The sequence below is a fragment of the Gordonia ajococcus genome, from assembly GCF_012974285.1.
In the GTDB taxonomy this organism is placed as follows: domain Bacteria; phylum Actinomycetota; class Actinomycetes; order Mycobacteriales; family Mycobacteriaceae; genus Gordonia; species Gordonia amicalis.
The window spans coordinates 1,771,220-1,791,540 of record NZ_CP052884.1; the positions used below are offsets into that span (position 1 = coordinate 1,771,220).

Annotated in this window: 15 protein-coding genes, 3 pseudogenes and 1 riboswitch; of the genes and pseudogenes, 7 read left to right on the top strand and 11 right to left on the bottom strand. The window is 67.4% G+C overall.

Annotated features, from left to right (window positions below):
- Positions 1-14 precede the first annotated feature (14 nt).
- Complete coding sequence (locus GAA2_RS08140; protein ID WP_006434492.1) at positions 15-1,169, bottom strand: homoserine O-acetyltransferase MetX; 1,155 nt, start codon at positions 1,167-1,169, stop codon at positions 15-17.
- A 16-nt stretch (positions 1,170-1,185) separates the two neighbouring features.
- A complete protein-coding gene (locus GAA2_RS08145; RefSeq protein WP_006434493.1) occupies positions 1,186-2,508 on the bottom strand; it encodes a bifunctional o-acetylhomoserine/o-acetylserine sulfhydrylase in 1,323 nt (440 codons plus the stop codon).
- Positions 2,509-2,571: 63 nt separating this feature from the next.
- A riboswitch (SAM riboswitch) is annotated at positions 2,572-2,693 on the bottom strand.
- A gap of 264 nt (positions 2,694-2,957) precedes the next feature.
- Between GAA2_RS08145 and GAA2_RS08150 the strand changes: the two genes are divergently transcribed.
- Both GAA2_RS08150 and GAA2_RS08155 read left to right on the top strand, forming a co-directional pair.
- Positions 2,958-4,892: a PE-PPE domain-containing protein gene (locus tag GAA2_RS08150; RefSeq protein WP_152528491.1), complete on the top strand. Its 1,935-nt coding sequence runs from the start codon at positions 2,958-2,960 to the stop codon at positions 4,890-4,892.
- On the top strand, positions 4,885-6,159 hold the full coding sequence (locus GAA2_RS08155; protein WP_024497195.1) for an MFS transporter: 1,275 nt from the start codon (positions 4,885-4,887) through the stop codon (positions 6,157-6,159). Before GAA2_RS08150 ends, GAA2_RS08155 begins: the two co-directional genes overlap by 8 nt.
- A gap of 18 nt (positions 6,160-6,177) precedes the next feature.
- On the opposite strand, the gene bfr is transcribed toward GAA2_RS08155, so the two are convergent.
- Both bfr and GAA2_RS08165 read right to left on the bottom strand, forming a co-directional pair.
- Positions 6,178-6,663 carry a bacterioferritin gene (bfr, locus tag GAA2_RS08160; protein WP_024497196.1) on the bottom strand — a complete coding sequence of 162 codons (486 nt, stop codon included), beginning with the start codon at positions 6,661-6,663 and terminating at the stop codon, positions 6,178-6,180.
- Positions 6,664-6,768: 105 nt separating this feature from the next.
- Positions 6,769-6,951: a bacterioferritin-associated ferredoxin gene (locus GAA2_RS08165; protein ID WP_024497197.1), complete on the bottom strand. Its 183-nt coding sequence runs from the start codon at positions 6,949-6,951 to the stop codon at positions 6,769-6,771.
- A 169-nt stretch (positions 6,952-7,120) separates the two neighbouring features.
- Here GAA2_RS08165 and GAA2_RS08170 point away from each other — a divergent pair, with 169 nt between their 5' ends.
- From GAA2_RS08170 to GAA2_RS08180, 3 genes are read left to right on the top strand one after another with little or no spacing between them, the layout of a single operon-like run.
- Positions 7,121-7,957 (top strand): exodeoxyribonuclease III, encoded by an 837-nt coding sequence (locus tag GAA2_RS08170; RefSeq protein ID WP_024497198.1) that lies wholly within the window; start codon positions 7,121-7,123, stop codon positions 7,955-7,957.
- A 48-nt stretch (positions 7,958-8,005) separates the two neighbouring features.
- A complete protein-coding gene (trpS, locus tag GAA2_RS08175) occupies positions 8,006-9,040 on the top strand; it encodes a tryptophan--tRNA ligase (RefSeq protein ID WP_024497199.1) in 1,035 nt (344 codons plus the stop codon).
- 48 nt (positions 9,041-9,088) lie between these two features.
- A complete protein-coding gene (locus GAA2_RS08180) occupies positions 9,089-10,147 on the top strand; it encodes a YhjD/YihY/BrkB family envelope integrity protein (RefSeq protein WP_024497200.1) in 1,059 nt (352 codons plus the stop codon).
- A 179-nt stretch (positions 10,148-10,326) separates the two neighbouring features.
- On the opposite strand, the gene GAA2_RS08185 is transcribed toward GAA2_RS08180, so the two are convergent.
- The 3 genes from GAA2_RS08185 to GAA2_RS08195 all read right to left on the bottom strand — a co-directional run bounded on the left by GAA2_RS08185 (position 10,327) and on the right by GAA2_RS08195 (position 13,560).
- Positions 10,327-11,631 carry a D-alanyl-D-alanine carboxypeptidase family protein gene (locus tag GAA2_RS08185; protein ID WP_024497201.1) on the bottom strand — a complete coding sequence of 435 codons (1,305 nt, stop codon included), beginning with the start codon at positions 11,629-11,631 and terminating at the stop codon, positions 10,327-10,329.
- A gap of 76 nt (positions 11,632-11,707) precedes the next feature.
- Entirely contained in the window at positions 11,708-13,099 is a 1,392-nt protein-coding gene (locus GAA2_RS08190; RefSeq protein ID WP_024497202.1) for an aspartate aminotransferase family protein, read from the bottom strand.
- The gene (locus tag GAA2_RS08195; RefSeq protein ID WP_024497203.1) at positions 13,096-13,560 is read right to left on the bottom strand and encodes an Lrp/AsnC family transcriptional regulator; all 465 of its coding nucleotides are present in this window, start codon (positions 13,558-13,560) and stop codon (positions 13,096-13,098) included. Before GAA2_RS08195 ends, GAA2_RS08190 begins: the two co-directional genes overlap by 4 nt.
- A gap of 110 nt (positions 13,561-13,670) precedes the next feature.
- On the opposite strand from GAA2_RS08195, the pseudogene GAA2_RS08200 reads away from it, so the two are divergent.
- A pseudogene (locus tag GAA2_RS08200) lies at positions 13,671-15,169 on the top strand (gamma-aminobutyraldehyde dehydrogenase).
- A pseudogene (locus GAA2_RS08205) lies at positions 15,166-16,340 on the top strand (NAD(P)/FAD-dependent oxidoreductase). Before GAA2_RS08200 ends, GAA2_RS08205 begins: the two co-directional pseudogenes overlap by 4 nt.
- A 27-nt stretch (positions 16,341-16,367) precedes the next feature.
- On the opposite strand, the gene GAA2_RS08210 reads toward GAA2_RS08205, so the two are convergent.
- From GAA2_RS08210 to GAA2_RS08225, 4 genes and pseudogenes are all read right to left on the bottom strand, one after another.
- Positions 16,368-17,297, bottom strand: a complete 930-nt coding sequence (locus tag GAA2_RS08210) for a universal stress protein (RefSeq protein ID WP_024497206.1) — start codon at positions 17,295-17,297, stop codon at positions 16,368-16,370.
- Positions 17,287-18,828 carry an APC family permease gene (locus tag GAA2_RS08215; RefSeq protein WP_024497207.1) on the bottom strand — a complete coding sequence of 514 codons (1,542 nt, stop codon included), beginning with the start codon at positions 18,826-18,828 and terminating at the stop codon, positions 17,287-17,289. Before GAA2_RS08215 ends, GAA2_RS08210 begins: the two co-directional genes overlap by 11 nt.
- An 84-nt stretch (positions 18,829-18,912) precedes the next feature.
- Entirely contained in the window at positions 18,913-19,323 is a 411-nt protein-coding gene (locus GAA2_RS08220) for a hypothetical protein (protein ID WP_024497208.1), read from the bottom strand.
- Between the two features lie 70 nt (positions 19,324-19,393).
- Positions 19,394-20,191 (bottom strand): annotated as a pseudogene (locus tag GAA2_RS08225) (cytochrome P450); the annotation flags it as partial.
- Positions 20,192-20,321: the final 130 nt, after the last annotated feature.

Consider the following 20,321-nt stretch of genomic DNA (forward strand, 5'->3'; position numbering starts at 1 on the left):
GAGCGCAGACCGGCTCAGGCGTCGCGGCGGGCCAGTTCGACCGTGCGCTTGAGCAGGTCGCTGATGGCGTCGAATTCGGTGAGGAAGCCGTCGTGCCCGGTGTCGGATCGCACGACCTGCAGACCGCCGACGCAGTTGCCCAGCTCTTCGGCGAGCTCGGCCTGTAACCGCAAGGGATACAAACGATCCGAGTCGATCCCGCCGACGATGACGGGGACCGTGCACTCGTTGAGCGCCTTCTTGATGCCGCCGCGGTTGCGGCCGACGTCGTGGTGGTTCAGGACCTCGGTGAGCACGACGTAGCTGCTCGGGTCGAAGCGCTGCATGAGTTTCGACGCCTGGTGCTCGAGGTAGCTCTGGACGGCGTACCGGCCGCCGAGCAGCGGCTGCTCGTCGCCCTGCGGCTCGTTGGCGAAGCGCTCGTCGAGCTCGGGCTCACTGCGGTACGACAGGTGCGCGATCTGACGGGCGATGCCCATCCCGGTCAGCGGGACCTGTCCGGTGCCGTGGTAGTTCCCGCCGTTCCAGGCCGGGTCGGACTTGATGGCGGCGATCTGGGTGGTCTGGATGCCGATCTGGTCGGCGGTGGCGCGGGCGCCGACGGCCAGCACCAGTGCGCTGCGGACGCGCTCGGGGTATTCGATCGCCCACTCGAGTGCACGGGCTCCGCCCATCGATCCGCCGAGAACTGCTCCGACGCTGCGGATTCCGAGACGGTCGAGGAGAGCGACCTCGGCGCGGACCTGGTCGAGGACGGTGATCTGTGGGAATCGCGAACCCCACGGCCGACCGTCGGAGGCGAGTGACCCGGGACCCGTCGATCCCTTGCAGCCGCCGAGAACGTTGGCCGAGATGACACACCATTCGTCGGTGTCGATGGCCATACCCGGACCGATGAGGCCGTCCCACCAGCCGGGCGCCTCGTGCTCGTTGTCGGCGGGACCGGTGACGTGGGAATCGCCGGTGAGTGCGTGCAGGGTGAGGATCACGTTGTCGCGGGACGGCGACAACGTCCCCCAGCGCTGAAACGCCAGGGTGACGTTGTCGATCCGTTCGCCGCTGTCGAGAGGCAGCGAGCCGATGCTCATGCCGACGAGCTTCCCGTCCGGGACCGATTCCCAGTCGGGCTGATCAGACGCTTGCGCGTTCAGGTCGATACTCACCGACAAAATTGCCTCACCTGTCTCACTTGGCGGCTGCGAAGCCCTGTTCGAGGTCCGCCAGGATGTCGTCGATTCCCTCGATGCCCACGGCCAGGCGAACAAGTCCCGGGGTGACACCTGCGGCGAGCTGCTCCTCGGGGGTCAGCTGGCTGTGGGTGGTCGAGGCCGGATGGATGACCAGCGAGCGGACGTCGCCGATGTTGGCCACGTGGCTGTGCAGGGTCAGGGCGTCCACGAACTTCTTGCCCGCGTCCACACCGCCGGCGATCTCGAAGGAGATGATCGCACCCTGTCCCTTGGGGGCGAGTTCCTGGCCGCGCTGGTACCACGGCGAGGACTCGAGGCCGGCGTAGGCGACGGACTCGACCTGCGCATGACCCTCGAGGAACTTCGCGACCTTCTGCGCGTTGGCGACGTGACGCTCGATGCGCAGGCTCAGGGTCTCGAGGCCCTGGGCGAGCAGGAAGGCGTTGAACGGGGCGATGGCGGCACCGGTGTCGCGCAGCCACTGGACGCGGGCCTTGAGTGCGTAGGCCGGCGCACCGAGGTCGGCGAAGACCGCACCGTGGTAGCTGGGGTCCGGGGTGGTGAAGCCGGGGAACAGGTCCTTACCGTCGCGCTGCACACGCCAGTCGAAGGTGCCGCCGTCGACGATCACACCGCCGATCGCGGTGCCGTGTCCGCCGATGTACTTGGTGGCCGAGTGGACGACCACGTCGGCGCCATGGGCCAGCGGGTTGATCAGGTACGGGGTGGCGACGGTGTTGTCGATGATCAGCGGCACGCCGTTGCGGTGTGCGACCTCGGAGACGCCCTTGATGTCGAGGATCTCGTTGTTGGGGTTGGAGATCGACTCACCGAAGAACGCGCGGGTGTTCTCGCGGACGGCGGCCTGCCACGACGCCGGATCCTCGGGATCCTCGACGAAGCTCACCTCGACGCCGAGCTTCGGCAGGGTGTAGTGGAACAGGTTGTAGGTGCCGCCGTACAGACGCGGGCTGGACACCACGTGACCGCCGGTCTCGACGATGTTGAGAATCGAGTAGGTTTCCGCAGCCTGCCCGGAGGCCACGAGCAGAGCGGCGACGCCGCCCTCGAGCGCGGCGATGCGCTGCTCGACCGCGTCCTGGGTCGGGTTCATGATGCGGGTGTAGATGTTGCCCGGCTCCGCGAGACCGAAGAGGTTCGCCGCGTGCTGCGTGTCGTTGAAGACGTAGGAGGTGGTCTGGTAGATCGGCAGAGCCCGGGCATTCGTGGCCGCGTCGGCGGTCTGGCCGGCGTGGATCTGCTTGGTTTCGAAGCTCCAGTTGTCGGCTGGATTCGTGCCCTCGTTGGCATCAGACATGACGATTGATCACTTTCTACGGTCGGCAGGGCCAAATTCGACCCTGTTGGGGTCCGACCTTCGGACCCGCGCTTGCCGGGGCTTCGCTTCTGCGATCCCACAACCCGGTCATCACCCGGAGCACCCCACCGCGGTTGGAGGGTTGCCGATCAGCAAGCCGGGGCTTGGCGCTGATACTCATGACCTGGCGACAAGGATATAACACGGATGTGAGTGCCTGAGAACCCTCCCGGTCACGCCGAATCGAACCCCTCACACTGCCTCCGAACCGTGTACTGAGCGTGTGGTCCGACCGGTTGAAATCGGTCAAACGGCACGGTGAATCCCCAGTACAGCGTCGTTAGCGCTTCTCAGCATCATGTCAGGTTCTTCGTCGTCGCCTTAGGGTTCGGGCAACCCCGGCGGGCTTCCGCGCTGGCATGGTCCGGGTTCACCGAGGAGAACACCTCATGGCTGCGCTGGCACACCTCCGCTCTCGACGGATCTCCGTCCTCGTCGCGTCTGCAACCGGTCTCGCGGTGGCCGTCGCCCTGTGTCTTCCCGGTGACGCCCTCGCGGAGGCATCCGAGTCCTGCGGAGCGGGCGCGGTCGTGATCGCCGCCGGCACCAACGACCCGGAGGGGCAGCACCTGGTTGGGGTCACACAGCGGTACCGAGGGCTCGGGCCGGACGGGAACCCGGACCCGGAGTCCGAGTATGCGGGCGACAACGGATACACGATCATCTACGCCGACTATCCGACGACGCTCTGGCCGCTGGGCGCCACGGGGTACGACTCGAGCGTGGCGCAGGGAAACGCGGCGACCAAATCGGCGATCGCCGGCTATCAGACCCGGTGTTCGGGTAAGCCGGTCGTCGTCGCCGGGTACTCGCAGGGCGCCCGGGTCGCGGGTGATGTCCTGGCCGACATCGGCTCCGGTCCGGTCGAGGTCGTGGCGACCGACGAGAACGGCGACCCACTTCTCGACGAGGACGGCAATCCGATCACCGTCGTCATCGACCCGGACGGGATCAGCGGCGAGTTGTACTCCGACCCGCGGCAGGCCGGCGACAAGACCGGACGCGGCATCGAACTGTCCCTGATCGGCGTGATCCCGGGTCTGACGATGTCCGGTCCGCGCGGGACGACCGGGACCGACGCCGGTTTCGGTGAGCTCGAGGGTCGGGTGGTGTCGGTCTGTATCGAGGGCGACCCCATCTGTGACCTGCCCGATCCCGTCTACGACCCGATCGGTGCGATCGACGGGCTCCTCGGTTACCAGGTCAAGCACTTCCTCTACCCGTACGCGATGTACCGGGACCCCGCGTCCCAGTGGGCGACGCGACCGGTCTCGTGCAACGACGCGGGGACGGTCTGCATGGTCGGGGCGCAGTCCGCATTCGCCGAGCTGGTCCAGGGCTGGGCGTCCGATCTCGGTTACACCGGCGAGATCGGCGACTTCCTGTCCGGCCGTCCGACGGTCGGCCTCCCGCTCGGGATCACCCTGGCGAACCTGCAGCCCGTCGTCCGCCTGGTCCAGGGTGTCCTCCCGCCGCTGCCGCAGCTCGGTTACGGCGCCTACCTTCCCGACCTCTTCGTCTTCGAGGACATCCTGCAGGGCATCGTCAGCCTGTCCCCGGCGCGACTCATGCGCGGTGTGACCGCGCTGGCCGCCAGCGTTCGCAGCATCGTGCTGCTGCCGGTGAACGCCGTGCGGTACTGGGCGGGCGCGATCGTCGGACCGACCGTCACGTCGCAGCAGAACACCTTCACCGTGCTCGCCGACGACGACTCCGAGGTGCCGGTGACTCTCGCCCGAACCTTCGCCGCCGTCGACGACGATCCCGAGACCAGCGGACCGGAGGTCGAGGCGACCCATGGCGGTTCCGGCATCCCGGCCCCCACGGAGGTGGCGAGCGGTCCGTCCGGAGTCGACTCTTCGGCGGATACGGACACCTCGGCGCCTTCGTCGGCTGCCGAACCCGACAACAGCCCGGCCGGCGGTGGCGACGGCACCGACCCGTCCACCAGTGGCGGTGATCCGGGCGTGACGCGGTCGGAGACCGATTCCTCCGACGCGCCGTCGTCGGACGCCGGGACCCCGGGCTCCGATCCCGACGGCGGCTCCGGCAGCGCGGACTCCGGGACCTCGAGCCCGGACGGCTCGTACTCGGGCAGTTCCGGCAGCGGCGGGTCGGATTCGAGCAGCGGTTCCGGCAACAGCGATGGCCGATCGGACTTCGTCGAGCGGCGACTCGGGCTCCGAGTAGTCCCGGCAGACTCCGCGGAATCGATCACCCAGCGATCGGGCAGGCGGCGGGGGTCGTCGGCCCCTGTGAAGCAACTCACCGGGTCCGGGGGGAATCGTTGTCTCCAGGGGCCGGTTGGCATGAGGCGTGCCTGACGCTCCCACGACGACCACCGGTGCGCCGGACGACCTCGTTCCGAACGTGCTCGACAACGCATCGTCGAAGGTGCAGGAGCGTCCCTCGTCGACGATCTCGAGTCGTGCCCGCCGGTTGACGATCCTCGCGCTCGCGCTGGGCGGTTTCGGTATCGGGACCACAGAGTTCGTTGCGATGGGTCTGCTCTCGAACATCGCCGGTTCGCTCGGCGTCTCCGAGCCGACCGCCGGCCACGTCATCTCCGCCTACGCGCTCGGCGTCGTCGTGGGTGCTCCGCTGATCGCGGCGCTCACAGCGCGTATGTCGCGGCGGGTGCTCCTGATCGCGTTGATGGTGGCGTTCACGATCGGCAACCTCGCGACCGTGCTCGCGCCGTCGTACGGACTTCTCCTCGTGGCGCGGTTCGTCGCCGGTCTTCCGCATGGTGCGTACTTCGGCGTCGCGGCGCTGGTCGCCGCGCACCTCGCCGGTCCGCGGAATCGGGCCAAGGCGGTCGGGCAGGTGATGCTCGGTCTCTCGGTGGCGAACGTCGTGGGCGTGCCCGCGGCGGCCTGGCTGGGGGAGACGTTCGGGTGGCGCACCGCGTTCGCGATCGTCGTCGTCATCGGCATCGCGACCGTCGTCGCGCTGGTCCGTGTGCTGCCGACCCTGTCCGGCATGACGATCACCGACCCGCTGACCGAACTCGGGGCACTCAGACGAACGCAGGTGTGGTTCACCCTGGTGATCGGCGTCGTCGGGTTCGGCGGGATGTTCGCGTTCTACACCTATCTGAACTCGGCCCTGACGTCGGTGACGGGACTGCCGGTCTCCGTCGTGCCCTTTGCCCTGATGCTGTACGGACTGGGCATGGTGACCGGGAACTTCGTCGGCGGCTACGCGGCCGATCGGAGTGTGTCCGTCGCCATCCTCGCCGGCCTGTTCACCAGCGCGGTGACTCTCGCGGCCTTCGCGGTGCTCGCCGAGAATGCCTGGGCGGCACTGATTCTCACCTACTTCGTGGCGCTGACCGGATCGACGATGCTGCCGGCTCTCCAGACGCGGCTGATGGACGTCGCTGCCGACGCGCAGACGCTGGCCGCCGCCCTCAATCATTCGGCGCTCAACGTCGCCAACGCCGCGGGTGCGTTCCTCGGCGGCGTGGTGGTCTCGGCCGGGTGGGGGTTCCTGTCGCCGTCGGCGATCGGCGCGGTGCTCGCCGTCGGCGGAATCGCCGTCGCGGTCGTCGCGATCACGACAGTTCGACGGCGACCCGCCGCGGTCTGAGTGGTCGGCGCTGCCCGGTCAGCCGTTGGTCGGGGGCGTCGCGATCGTCTTCGACAGGTACAGCGGTTCGCCGAGCTTGTTGATCAGCTCGAGCTGCGTCTCGAGGTAGTCGATGTGTTCCTCCTCGTCGGCGAGGATCTTCTCGAGGAGGTTCGCGCTGGTGATGTCGCCCTTCTCGCGGCACATCGCGATGCCCGGGCGGAGTCGCTCGACGACCTCGATCTCGACGGACATGTCGGACTCGAACTGCTCGCGGATGGACTGACCGATGCGCAGCGGCAGCAGTCGCTGGTAGTTGGGGAGGGCCTCGAGGAAGAGGATGCGATCGGTGAGGAGCTCCGCATGGGTCATCTCCTCGATGGACTCCGCGCGGGTCTTCGCGGCGACCTCGGTCAGACCCCAGCTCGCCTGCATCTTCGAGTGGAGGAAGTACTGGTTGATCGCGGTCAACTCACTTGTGAGCTGTTCGTTGAGTAGTGCAATGACCTCGTCGTCGCCACGCATGTTGACAGCCTCCCGTTAGCCGATCGTCTCGTGACGAAGTTAACACGACAAAACGCCCCGCGCGCGTTCTCGCGCGAGGTTGTTTGGGAGTTGTCGAATGTCAGATCATGCGGCGTTCGTCGCGGTCGCGAGCCTTTCGCTCAGGATGCTGTCGAGTTTCTCCAGGCAGGTTCCGCAGCCCTCACCCGCGCCACACCGATCACTGATGTCGTCGACGGTGTAGGCACCGGCATCGCAGTGCTCATGTACTTCGTCGACGGTGACGGCGCGGCATATGCAAACGAACATCTTCGGACCTAACGTAGTGCCTGGATTAGGTAATGCTTACATATTCTCCCCGGTGAGCACAAGGGTTGCCTTACCTGTATTTCGTCTCAATTGGAGACCCGGAGACCCGTCTCGGGAGGTGTGCGGCGCGGCTCGGGCCTGTCGGACCGGATCCGTACTATGTGGCCTCGTGCCACTCTCCATTTCCACGGTCAACGTCAACGGAATCCGCGCGGCGGTCAAACATCGTTCCGAGACCAACCGCGGCTTCCTGCCCTGGTTGGAGGACTCGTCGCTCGACGTCGTGCTGTTGCAGGAGGTACGCGCGAGCGAGGACCTCGCCCGGGACGCCCTGGCTCCCGCGCTTCAGGCGGGCTGGCATCTCACGATGAGCGAGTCGGCGGTCAAGGGACATGCCGGTGTCGGCGTGCTCACCCGTCGGGCGCCGGAGGCGGTCCGGATCGGTTTCGGGAGCGCCGAGTTCGACGAACTCGGTCGCTATCTCGAGGTCGACCTCGACACCGATCTCGGACCGGTGACCGCGGCCAGTCTGTACCTGCCCAAGGGTGCGGCGCTCACCGACGCAGAGAAGGACATCGCCAAATTCGAGGAGAAGGCGCGGTTTCTCGACGAGTTCGGCGACCACCTCGGTCGGCTCGTCCGTCGTCGCCGGCACGTCGTCGTCGGTGGCGACTGGAACATCGCCCATGCCGAGGCGGACATCAAGAACTGGAAGGGCAATCTCAAGAGCCCGGGCTTCCTGCCGCATGAACGCGCGTGGGTGGGCGGGCTCCTCGAGGCCGGCTGGCGTGACGTCTCCCGTGAGCTCCATCCCGGTGAGAGCGGCCCGTACTCGTGGTGGTCGTGGCGGGGCAAGGCCTTCGACAACGACTCCGGCTGGCGGATCGACTATCAGCTGACCAACCGCTCCCTCGCCGAGCGGGCGGTCAAGACCACCGTCGACCGGGCGGCCGCGTACGACCTGCGGTGGTCGGATCATGCACCGGTCACCGTCGTCTACGAGTGAGACGGGCACCCGCGTCAAAGGGCTGTGCGGGTCTGCGAAAATGGACCAATGAGTTCTGACGCCTCCGCATCCGGTGCCGCCCGACCGCGCGTGCTGTCGGGAATCCAGCCGACCAGCGATTCCTTCCACCTCGGCAACTACCTGGGTGCGGTCCGCCAGTGGGTGGCCCTACAGGACGACTTCGAGGCGTACTACTTCATTCCGGACATGCATGCGATCACGGCGTCGTTCGATCCGAAGACCCTCGCCGATCGCACGCGCCTGTCGGTCGCTCAACTGCTGGCCGTCGGCGTGGATCCCGAGCGCTCCACGATCTACGTCCAGTCGCACATCCCGGAGATCGCCGAGCTGACCTGGGTGCTGTCGTGCATCACCGGTTTCGGTGAGGCGAGCCGGATGACACAGTTCAAGGACAAATCGGCCAAGCAGGGCGTGGACGCGGCGGGTGTCGGGCTGTTCACCTATCCGATCCTCATGGCCGCGGACATCCTCGCCTTCCAGGTGGATCAGGTGCCGGTGGGCGAGGACCAGCGTCAGCACCTCGAGCTCACGCGCGATCTCGCGCAGCGGTTCAACTCGCGGTTCGGCAAGGTCCTCAAGGTCCCGCAGGCGTACATCGTCAAGGAGTTCGCGAAGATCTACGACCTGCAGAACCCGACCGCCAAGATGAGCAAGTCGGCGGAGTCCGACAAGGGCCTCATCAATCTGCTCGACGAGCCGAAGAAGTCTGCGAAGAAGATCCGTTCGGCGGTGACCGACACGGAGACCGAGATCCGGTTCGACCCCGAGAACAAGCCGGGTGTGAGCAACCTGCTCACCATCCAGTCGGCATTGAGTGGCACTCCGGTGGACGTCCTCGTCGACAAGTACCAGGGCAAGGGATACGGCGACCTCAAGGTCGAGACCGCCGACGTCCTCACCGAGTTCGTCACGCCGCTGCGTGGCCGCGTCTCCGAGTACATGGACGATCCCGCGCAGCTCGACGCGATTCTCGCTCGTGGCGCCGAACGCGCTCGGTCGGTGGCCTCGGCGACCCTCGAGTCGGTCTATGACAAGGTGGGATTCCTGTCGCCGAGGCGCTGACACAGTCCTGAGTTCGACCTCCTCGGCGATTCGACGAGGAGGCGTGCGGTGAGTTCGGTGGTCGATACGGGGAAGTCGCTCGTCACCCGTGCGAAGTCGATCTACGAGGACCGGCGTGAGCGCTGGACCTGGCTCGACCACCTCGTGCGGACGGTGGACCGCTACAACGACCGCCGCGGAAATCTCTACGCGGCGAGCATCAGCTTCAACGGCATCCTCGCGCTCGTCCCGATCATCATGGTGGCGTTCGCGGTCGCCGGCTTCGTGCTGGCCCAACAGCCGGAGGTGCTGCAGGAGATCCAGGACGCGGTCGTGGAGAAGATGCCGGGGCAACTCGGCGATCAGGTCTCCGACATCATCACCTCGGCCATCGACTCCCGTACCACGGTGGGTGTGGTCGGCCTGCTCGGCGCGGCGTTCACCGGCATCGGCTGGATCTCCGGGGTCCGTACCGGAATGACCGAGATGTGGGGTGGCCGAGTACAACGCAACGCGGTCATGTCGAAGGTGTGGGATCTGGTGACCTTCGCCGGACTGGGTGTCGCCTTCGCGGTGACGATGGCCGTGACCGCCCTGGGCAATTCGGGTCTCACCAAGACCGTGCTGGGGTGGGTGGGCCTCGACGACGCGTCGTGGGCGCCGATCCTCGTGCGGGTGGTGTCGACCGTGGTCTCGATCCTCGCCACCTGGGCCTTGTTCACGTTCATCATGGCTCGGCTTCCCCTGGTGCAGTTGCCATTCCGCAACACCCTGAAAGCCGGACTGATCACCGCGGTCGCGTTCGAGATCGTCAAGACGGTCGGCGGGCTCTACCTCCAGTCGGTGCTGAGCAGCCCCGCGGGTGTGGCATTCGGCCCGATCCTCGGTGTCATGGTGTTCGCGTACCTCGCATCGCGCATCGTGCTCTACGCCGCCGCCTGGTGTGCGACCGACCCGGCGAACGAGGAGTTCCAGGTCGAGGAGGACCCCGACGCGGAACTGCATCGGCCGGTGGTCATCTCGCCGACGGTCGAGGTGAGTCCGACGCCGCGTCCGGCGGCACTGGCGGCCGCGGCGGGGGTCGGCGCGGCGATCGCGACGCTCGTGGGGGTCGTCCGCAGGCGCTGACGAAGCGGAGGAACGATCCCGGCCGGGGTCGGTCATGGGAACTGTGGCCCGCGGACCTTCCCGCGTGACCATTTCCTTCCCGCCTATTGAGCTCGATACGCGGGAGGGAATCCGACAAGCGGGAGTTTCTGTCGTCGGCGCCTACCCGCCGCCCTTCCGAGCAGAAGCGGGTGGGTGGATCACCTGCGCCCGAAAAGCCTGAGTCCCAACAGCAGCAACACCACGGCGGCGAGCGCCGCGACGAGACCGATGAGGACGCGCACCGACATCGGGGAGGCGGTGTCGGACCCCGAACTCGCGAGGTGGGAATCCGGGGACGAGGCGGCGTGCGGCGCAGTGGATTCCGCCGCTTCACGAGTGGAGTCGACGAGACGTCCGACGGTGACCTCAGGACCTGCACGGAAGCCGTATTCGAACATCGCCCGCGCTTGATCCCAGTACATGTCGCCCTCGACCGATAATCCGTACATCTGCACGACGAGGATGCGGTGGCCGTCGCGTTCGGCCACACCGACGAAGGTCTTGCGCGCGTCGTCGGTGTAGCCGGTCTTCCCGCCGAGCATGCCCGGATAGCCGTCCACGAGAAGCCGATTGCTGCTGTACATGTCGTAGGCCGGATGGTCCTTGTCGCCGGGCACATCTGGTCGGCGCGGATAGCCGGGGAATCGGAAGGTGGGCTTCGCGATGAGCTCCCGAAAGGTCTTCTGCGCCATGGCTGCTCGGAAGATCAGTGCGAGATCGTAAGGCGAGGAGGACATCCCGGCGGCATCGAGACCCGATGGGCTCGCTGCGCGCGTGTCGGCGGCGCCCAGCTCGCGGGCGCGTTCGTTCATCTTCTCGAGCGTGGTCTCCACGCCACCGAGTTCGCGGGCGAGGGCGTTGGCGCAGTCGTTGCCCGACACCATGAGCAGGCCGGTGAGCAGGTCGCGGACGGTGTAGTGACCGCCCGGTCCCATCCCGCACGAGTCGCCCTCGGTGCTCCAGTCCTCCGCGGTCGGGATGACCGTCGCGTCGAGGTCGAGTTCGTCGAGGGCGATGAGTGCGAGCAGCACCTTGATCGTCGACGCGGGCCGGTACCGACCGTGGGGGTCCTTGGCCGCGATGACGCGGCCGGAGTCGAGGTCGGCGATCAGCCACCCGGCCGAGGTCAGCCGTGGCGGAACGGGACCAGCCGCCGGGTCGGCGACGACGCCGCAGTACGAGAGATCCTCACCCCCGATCGCGGGTGTCGGGACGGGCAGCGAGGACGGGGTCGTCGAACCCGGTGCGACCGCCTCGGATTCGTCGACAGGAGGCGGCGTGCCGATCTTGTGCGGACAGTGATCGGTGACCGGAGTGCTGAAGGCGGGTGGGGCGCCGGTGGGAAGCGGGACGGCCCCGGCCGGTCCGACGCCGACCGGTCCGGCGGACAACATGCACAGAAGCATCCCGAGAACAGCGGCGACGAGTGCCGATGCGGTCCGGCGAGTCCACCCCGAGGTCACCGATCGCACGTTACCAGCGGAACCACGCGGTCTCCGGACGTGCGAACGCGTCGTGTCCGACGTTCGGCCATGCGGACTACAGCAACGAATACGCCTCGCCCAGGACCGACCGCAGGATCTGCTCGATCTCGTCGAACTCGGCCTGTCCCGCGATCAGCGGTGGCGCGAGCTGCACGACGGGATCGCCGCGATCGTCGGCGCGGCAGTAGAGCCCGGCGTCGAACAGCGCGGTGGACAGGAAGCCCCGGAGGATGCGTTCGGATTCGGCTGCCGTGAAGGTCTCCTTGGTGGCCTTGTCCTTCACGAGTTCGATCCCGTAGAAGAAGCCCTCGCCGCGCACGTCGCCGACGATCGGCAGGTCGTACAGCTTCTCGAGGGTCGCGCGGAACGCCGGGGCCTGGGTCTTGACGTGGTCGTTGAGGCCTTCACGCTCGAAGATGTCGAGGTTGGCCAGTGCGACCGCCGCCGACACCGGGTGCCCGCCGAAGGTGTAGCCGTGGGCGAAGGTCGTGGTGCCGTCGCGGAACGGTTCGAAGAGCCGGTCGCTGGCGATCATCGCGCCGACGGGGGAGTAGCCCGACGTCATGCCCTTGGCGCAGGTGATGATGTCGGGGACGTAGCCGAAGTCCTCGCAGGCGAACATCGAACCGATGCGACCGAAGGCGCAGATCACCTCGTCGGAGACGAGCAGGACGTCGTATTCGTCGCAGATCTCGCGCACCCGCTCGAAGTATCCGGGCGGCGGCGGAAAGCAGCCGCCGGCATTCTGGACGGGTTCGAGGAAGACGGCGGCCACGGTGTCGGGGCCCTCGAATTCGATCGCCTCGGCGATGCGGTCGGCGGCCCAGCGGCCGAACTTCTTCGGGTCATCGGACAGGTGGTCGTCCGCCCGGTAGATGTTGGTGTTCGGCACCCGGAACGCACCGGGCGTCAGCGGCTCGAAGGCCTCCTTGAGCGCCGGCACGCCGGTGATCGCGAGTGCGCCCTGCGGGGTGCCGTGGTAGGCGACCGCACGCGAGATCACCTTGTGCTTACCGGGTTTGCCGACCAGCTTGAAGTACTGCTTCGCCAGTTTCCAGGCACTCTCGACGGCCTCGCCGCCACCGGTGGTGAAGAAGACGCGATTGAGATCGCCCGGCGCGTAGGCGGCGATCCGCTCGGCGAGCTCGATGGCCGGCGGTGTCGCGTACGACCACAGCGGGAAGAAGGCGAGCTCCTTGGCCTGCCGGGCTGCGGCCTCGGCGAGTTCGACGCGTCCGTGACCCACCTGCACGACGAAGAGTCCCGCCAGGCCGTCGAGGTAGCTGCGGCCCTGATCGTCGAAGATGCGGACGCCCTCCCCTCGGGTGATCACCGGAGGGGTGATGGCGTCGCCGTGCCGGGCGAAGTGTCCCCAGAGATGAGCTGCACTGCGGGCGCCGAACGACTGAGCGGAGTTCGGGGGCGTAGAGGGGGCGGTCACTGTCATCGGGTTCCCCAGTTGTATTGCTGTTTCACGAGTTTCAGGTAGACGAGGGTCTCGGTACCGACGACCTCCGGGTGCACCCGTACCTTCTTGTTGAGGATCTCGAGCAGGTGGTCGTCGTCCTCGGAGACGACCTCGATCAGGATGTCGAAGGACCCCGCGGTCAGCAGCACGTAGTCGATCTCGGGGTGTTCCGCGAGCCGTTCGGCGAGCGCCTGGGTGTCGCCGACGCAACGGATGCCGATCATCGCCTGGCGTGCGAATCCGAGTTTGAGAGGGTCGGTGACGGCGACGATCTGCATGAGACCGCTGTCGCTGAGCTTCTGCACACGGTTGCGCACGGCGGCTTCGGAGAGTCCGACGGCCTTGCCGATGGAGGCGTAACTGCTCCGACCATCGGCCTGGAGGAGCTCGATGATCTTCTTCGCGGTTGCGTCCAGCTGTGTGGATACAGGGTCAGCCACCCCATGATCGTGACGGATTTAGTGATGAATCGCAACATCGACGACGGAAACCGTACTGAAGTCCGGTTTCGGCGCGTGAATCCGCAACGGCAACGGTAGGATCTGGGGGTATGTCCTCACCAACCAGCATCCCGTCCGGCTGGATCAACGGTAAGCCACATCACTCGACCGGTGCCGATCGCATCGTGGTCAATCCTGCCACGGATCAGCCGGTTGCGACTGTGAAACTCGCAGGTCGCGGCGATGTCGATGCCGCGATCGCGAGTGCCCGCGCCGCGCAGCCGGCCTGGGGACGTGCCACCCCGGCCGAACGGGCGGGTGTCCTGCTCGCGTTGGCCGGAGCGCTGGCGGCGCAGTCCGAGGTGTTGATCGCCGAAGAGGTCGCGCACACCGGCAAGCCGATCCGGCTCGCGACCGAGTTCGACGTCCCCGGATCGATCGACAACATCGAGTTCTTCGCCGGTGTCGCACGCAATCTCGAGGGCAAGGCGAGTGCGGAGTACTCGGGCGACCACACCTCGTCGATCCGCCGTGAACCCGTCGGCGTCATCGGCACCATCACGCCCTGGAACTACCCGCTGCAGATGGCGGTGTGGAAGGTCATCCCGGCACTCGCCGCCGGTTGCGCGGTGGTCCTGAAGCCGGCCGAGATCACGCCGCTGACGACGCTGACGATGGCCCGCATCGCCACCGAGGCCGGACTGCCCGACGGCGTTCTCAACATCATCGTCGGCACCGGTCCGGATGCCGGCGCACACCTGGCCGGACATCCCGGCGTCGACATGGTGACCTTCACCGGGTCGAGCGCGGTCGGCCGGCAGGTGATGACGCAGGCCGCCGCCACCGGGGCACGGGTCCAGCTCGAACTCGGCGGCAAGGCGCCGTTCGTCGTCTTCGACGACGCCGACCTGCAGGCAGCGATCCACGGTGCGGTCGCGGCCTCGATCATCAACGGCGGACAGGACTGCACCGCGGCGACCCGGGCGATCGTCGCCCCCACGCTCTACGACGAATTCGTCGACGGCGTCGCGGACCTCATGTCGCGCGTCGTCATCGGCGATCCGACCGACCCCGCCACCGATCTGGGCTCGCTCATCTCGCGACGGCACCGCGAGAAGGTGGCCGGGATGGTGGAGCGCGCCCGGGCAGCCGGGGCCCGGTGGTCACCGGCGGCGCGGTGCCCGACGGTCGGGGCGCCTTCTACCCGCCCACGCTCGTCGCCGATGTCACGGAGGACTCGGAGATCTACCGCGAGGAGGTGTTCGGACCGGTGCTCACGGTCAGCCACTTCGCCGGCGACGACGACGCGATCCGTCGCGCCAACGACACCCCGTACGGCCTCGCCGCGTCGGCGTGGACGCGCGACGTCTATCGCGCACAGCGGGCGTCGCGCGAGATCCACGCCGGTTGTGTCTGGATCAACGATCACATCCCGATCATCAGCGAAATGCCGCACGGCGGGTACGGCGCCTCCGGCTTCGGCAAGGACATGTCGACCTACTCCCTCGACGAGTACCTGCTGATCAAGCACGTCATGAGTGACATCCACGGCGTCGCCGAAAAGCAATGGCACCGAACGGTCTTCGCCCTGAATGGTCGGTCGGTGTGACGACCGGAACGTGGGCCCGCGAGCCGACCTCCCGGGGCGTCGAGATGGTCGCGCAGGCCGCGGCCCGTCCCTACTGGCTCGATCGGGATCTCCGTCCGGAACCGCGGCCCCGACTCGTCGGTGAGGTCACCGCCGACCTGCTGGTGATCGGCGGTGGCCTCACCGGGCTGTGGACCGCGGTCCAAGCGGCGGAACGGGATCCGTCTCGGACGATCGTGCTCGTCGAACGCGAACGGATCGCCGAACACGCGTCCGGACGCAACGGCGGCTTCTGTGCCGCGAGCCTCACGCACGGACTAGGCAACGGTCTGCAGCGTTTCCGCGACGAGATGCCGACGCTGCTGCGCATGGGGCGCGAGACACTCGACGCCATCGAGAGCACGCTGACCCGCCTGGGCATCGACGCCGACGTCGAGCGCACCGGAGAACTCGACCTCGCCACCACCGGATGGCAGTACGACGCACTCGCCGAGACCGCGGCCGCGGGCCGGGCGCTCGGCGAGGAGCTCGTGCTGCTCGACGCGTCCGCGGCGCGGGAACGCGTCGACTCGCCCATGGTCCGTGGCGCCCTCTACGACCCCGAGGTCATGCTGATCGATCCGGCCAAACTCGCTTTCGGTCTCGCCGACGCCGCGGAACGGCTCGGGGTACGGATCCACGAGGAGACCGAGGTACTGGGACTGTCCGGCGGTTCGTCGGGCCATGGTTCGTCGGGCAAGGTCTGCGCCCGAACGGGATACGGACAGGCGCGCGCCGGCCGGGTCGTGGTCGCGACGTCGGCGAGCACCTGCTGCAGATGTTCCCGCAACTCGAGGGGATCACCGCGACGCACACGTGGGGCGGGGTGATCGACACCTGCTCGAGGTTCTGCGCCTTCTGGGACACCTCCCACGACGGGCACGTGGTGACGGCGGTGGGTTTCACCGGTCTCGGCGTCGGTGCCTCGCATTTCGCGGCCGCGACCGCACTCGACCTCGTCGACGGTCGGCAGACCGAACGGACCGCGCTGGAGATGGTGCGCCGCAAGCCGTTACCGTTCCCACCGGAGCCGGTTCGGTGGGCCGGCATCACCCTCACCCGGCATCAGATCGCGCGCAGCGAACGCCGGAACGGCCGTCGGGGTGCGTGGCTCACGCTGCTGGACAAGGTCGGCTTGGGTTTCGACAGCTGACCCGTTCCTGCTCGGCAGATCTGGTTCTCAGCTGTTCTTGGGGACCACGATGACCGGTGCCGTCGTCCACCGGAGGATGCGTGAGGCGGTGCTGCCGAGGAAGACCCGGTTGGACGATCCCAGGTGTCCGGAACCGACGGCGACGATGTCGTTGGCGTCCCACGGCAGGTTGGCGAGTGCCTCGTCGACAGTGGCGCCGTCGGCGACGAGGACATCGACGGCGAGTTCGGCGTTCACCTCGGCGCGGGTCTTGTCGAGAAGTTCACGCGCGACGGCGATCTGCGCGGTCCGCGCGTCACGCGACGAGTCGTCGTCGAAGGGGGACTCGAGGGAGACCAGGGACAGCAGCCGGAGGTCGAGTTTGGCGCGTTCGGCGAGTTTCTCGGCGAACGGGAGCGGATTGTCGGTGCCGGGCTTCACCGGCACAGCGACGGTCACCGTGTCGAGGACCGCATCGACCCGGTCGGCATATCCGCGTGGTGCCAGGGCGACCGGAACCGGCGACGAGTGGACGAGTTCGTTGCTGACGGTGCCGAGGGTGTGGCGACGCAGCAGACCGTCGCCGGTGCCGCCGACGACGATCATGCTGGCCTGCGTCGCGAGCGCGTGCGATGCGAGCCCGCCGGCGAAGGAGTCGTCGACCGTGACGACGGTGCGATGGGGGAACCCCGCGGGGATGAGTGCAGCCCCCTCGCGGAGCCATTCGGCGGCCTGCGCCTCGATGCGCTGCTGATACTGGGCGAGACCGGGCCGGCCGTCGTAGGGGACCGGCCGTACCACGCACACCAGGTCGATCGTCGCCCCGGTGACGCGTGCGAGCGCCACGGCCAGGACGACACCGTCGGCGCCGGAAGGCGTCGCGAGGTATCCGACCGTGAGCCGCGGAGTGGTCGGGGGTCTGGTCTCCTCGTCGGGGGTCTCCGACTCGGGCCGGGGCACGGTCGCGTCAGTGGACATCGGGAACCTTCACCTCGGTGGTCGCGGTCAGTGTCCTGCCCCGGAAGAAGTCACTGTTGTGGGCGATGCAGGCCAGCATCAGGGGGATGCCGAGGACCAGCATGCCCACGCCGAGCACGAAGACACCTCCGATACCGCCGACCGAGGTGGCGCCGTAGTCCGGCGAGATCATGTCGATCGCCGAACGGATGAAGGCCGCCGCCATCGCGACTCCGCCGAGGAGTGGGAGAAGGCCGCGCAGGAAGAAGTTCCGGGCGGAGCCGAACAGGGTCGACCGGAAGTACCAGACGCAGGCAAAGGCGGTGATCCCGTAGTAGAACGCCACCGCCAGTCCGAGGGAGGAGATGGAGTCGGCGAGCGTGTCCTGGCTGAGCAATGACAGGACCAGGTAGAAGGTGAGCGCCGCGGCGCCCATCGCGGCGGTACCGAAGGCCGGCGTCATGTAGCGCGGATGGATGGAGGCGAACCTGTCGGGGAGCGCCTTGTAGACGGCCATCGAAAGGCTGCTCCGTGCGGTGGGCAGGATTGTGGACTGGGTCGAGGACAATGCGGAGACGCAGACGGTCAACAGCAGTGCCGAGGACATGACCGCACCCGCCACCGGATCGCCGAGGATGGTCAGCACGTCCTCGGCGTTCGCCTCGTTCCCCAGTCCGATCCCGGTGTCGCCGAAGCCGGCGAACGACTGGACGGCGTAGGCGACGAGCACGTAGGTCGCGACCAGGATCAGACAGGTGAGCACGGCGGCGCGTCCCGGGGTCTTGTCGGGGTCCTTGGTCTCCTCGCTGATGGCGAGGCACGCATCCCATCCCCAGTAGATGAAGATGCACAGGATCACCGCCGCCGCGATCTGCGACTGATCGAGGCCGTCCGGCCACAACCACGACAACTCGGGGTCGATCGCTTGCGCTCCGGCCCGGCCCGTGCCCGCTTTGACCAGGGCGATCACGCTCGCGACGATGAGCACCGCGAACTGGATGAACATCAGGATCGCCTGCATGCGTTCGCTGATCACGATGCCGCGGATGCTGATCCAGGTCATCCCGATGATGAAGACACTCCCGAGCAGGATCTTCGCGATCGAGCTGTCGGCCAGACCGTCCAGGCCGAGGAACCGGAACAGGTACAGCGCGGCGATCTCGGAGACATTGGCGAGCACGATGATCGCCGAAACCGCGAGACCCCAGCCGCCGATCCAGCCGATCCATGGACCGAAAGCCTTTGTGCCCCAAGTGAAGGTGGTGCCGCAGTCGGGGGTGTCGCGGGACAGCTCGCGATAGGCGAAGGCCACGAGCAGCATCGGGATGAACGCGAGGACGAACATCGCCGGTGCCTTGTCGCGAACGTTGTCGACCACGTAGCCGAGGGTGGCGGCAAGGCTGTAAGCCGGTGCGACAGCGGACAAGCCGATGATGACGTTTCCCATCAGCCCGATCGATCCGGCCCGAAGTCCCTTGCTTCCCGGGTTCTCGATGATGCCGGACGTGCCCGCGTCGGCTCCGACCGATCCGGCCTCGATGCGCTCCGACATGCCCGTTCTCCGCTCACGTATCCATGACGAGAGCCAGCGTACGATTCTCCGTTCCGGTTCCTCTCGGTAAGTTCGAAACCCGGCTCAATTGCGTGGTCGGCACCTGCTCGTCGGGTGCGGTCCGCGTACCGTGTCGTCGGCCACGAGAACGGCGTCGACCCGGATCTCACATCTGGAAAAGGTTCCGCTGGATTGGAATAGCGCATCGAGTGGTTCGCGCGGCGAAGGTCTCGTGTACACCAGGGTCGCCGACCACAGCTTCGTCCGGCCGTCCTGATGTGCGAGCGGGACGTCGGTTTGCGTTCGCAGCCGGCCGTCGGCGTCGAACCACACGGCGGCACCGTTGAGTTGCCGGTCGGAGGTGAAGGTGATCGTGATCCGGTGGGTGTCCGGCTCGTCCGGAGGCGACGCCGTTGCGGGTGAGAAGACCGCCAGGCACAGCGCTGTGCTGACCAGGACGGTGAGTAGAAGGCGGAAGTACAGGACTCGGACCACGTCGGCGCTCCGTTCGGCGGGCTGGTTGGGTTCTCGTTGGACGCAGCCGAACGCCGGGCGGTTCCACGGTTCACCGAACGAGTGTCAGCTCCATCGCCGCGGTCTGCCGAAAATCCGTTGTGGCGCTGAGCAATCGGTTGATCGCCAGGCGGCCCTGCAGGCGGGCCAGGGCGGCACCGACGCACAGATGGAGTCCTTTGCCGAATGCCAGGTGCGAGCCGTGTCCCGACCGGGCGGTAGTACGGTCGAGGTCGAAGGTCGGCGGGGCGTCGAAATGCTCGGGATCACGGTTGGCCGCGCGCCACATGAGATAGACGTGGGAGCCGGCCGCAAGGTGGGTGTCGCCGAGGGTGGTGTCTGTCACGACATGCCGGAAGTGGCCGCGGAAGGGGGAATCCAGGCGCAGTGTCTCCTCGACGAAGGCCGGGATGAGCCCGGGATCGCGACGGAGTCGCGCGGCGACGTCGGCATACTGCGTGAGCATCCGGACGGCGCTGGTCAGGAGGCTGACGGTGGAGTCGGAGCCCGCCGCGACCAGTTGCAGGAGGATCATCACCGCAGACGGGCGATCCAGGTCCTCACGGGAGACGGCCGACGCGATGTCGGCAAGTACGCCTCGTCCCGGCGTGCCTGCCCGGTCGTCGTCGCGCGCCCGATCGAGCGCTTCGCCGAGGTAGGCGGTGAGCTCGGCGACCGCGGTGGTCGCGGTGGTGAGCTGACCGGGGGTGATGACGCCGTCGATCAGCACATTGGTTGCGCCCGCCCAGTGGGCGAGATCGCCGACGTCGTCGTGTGAGAGACCGAGCAGTTCGGTGACCACCGTTATCGGGACACGTTGTGCGACAGCGGTTGTCCAGTCGGGTGAGTCCCCTGGTGTGGTGGGGTTTCGGGGCTGGGGTGAGGCCGTCACGTTGCGTGTCGGTGCCCCTGTTGAGGCGGGCCATCGCGTAGTGGTCAGTGAGTTACCTACCCAGTGACTCAACAGAAGGACACACGAC

Coding starts and splice junctions, on each gene's coding strand:
- GAA2_RS08145 (WP_006434493.1), bottom strand. CDS start 2,508: ATGTCTGATGCCAACGAGGGCACGAATCCAGCCGACAACTGGAGCTTC.
- GAA2_RS08150 (WP_152528491.1), top strand. CDS start 2,958: ATGGCTGCGCTGGCACACCTCCGCTCTCGACGGATCTCCGTCCTCGTC.
- bfr (WP_024497196.1), bottom strand. CDS start 6,663: ATGCGTGGCGACGACGAGGTCATTGCACTACTCAACGAACAGCTCACA.
- GAA2_RS08165 (WP_024497197.1), bottom strand. CDS start 6,951: ATGTTCGTTTGCATATGCCGCGCCGTCACCGTCGACGAAGTACATGAG.
- trpS (WP_024497199.1), top strand. CDS start 8,006: ATGAGTTCTGACGCCTCCGCATCCGGTGCCGCCCGACCGCGCGTGCTG.
- GAA2_RS08190 (WP_024497202.1), bottom strand. CDS start 13,099: ATGACAGTGACCGCCCCCTCTACGCCCCCGAACTCCGCTCAGTCGTTC.
- GAA2_RS08210 (WP_024497206.1), bottom strand. CDS start 17,297: ATGTCCACTGACGCGACCGTGCCCCGGCCCGAGTCGGAGACCCCCGAC.
- GAA2_RS08215 (WP_024497207.1), bottom strand. CDS start 18,828: ATGTCGGAGCGCATCGAGGCCGGATCGGTCGGAGCCGACGCGGGCACG.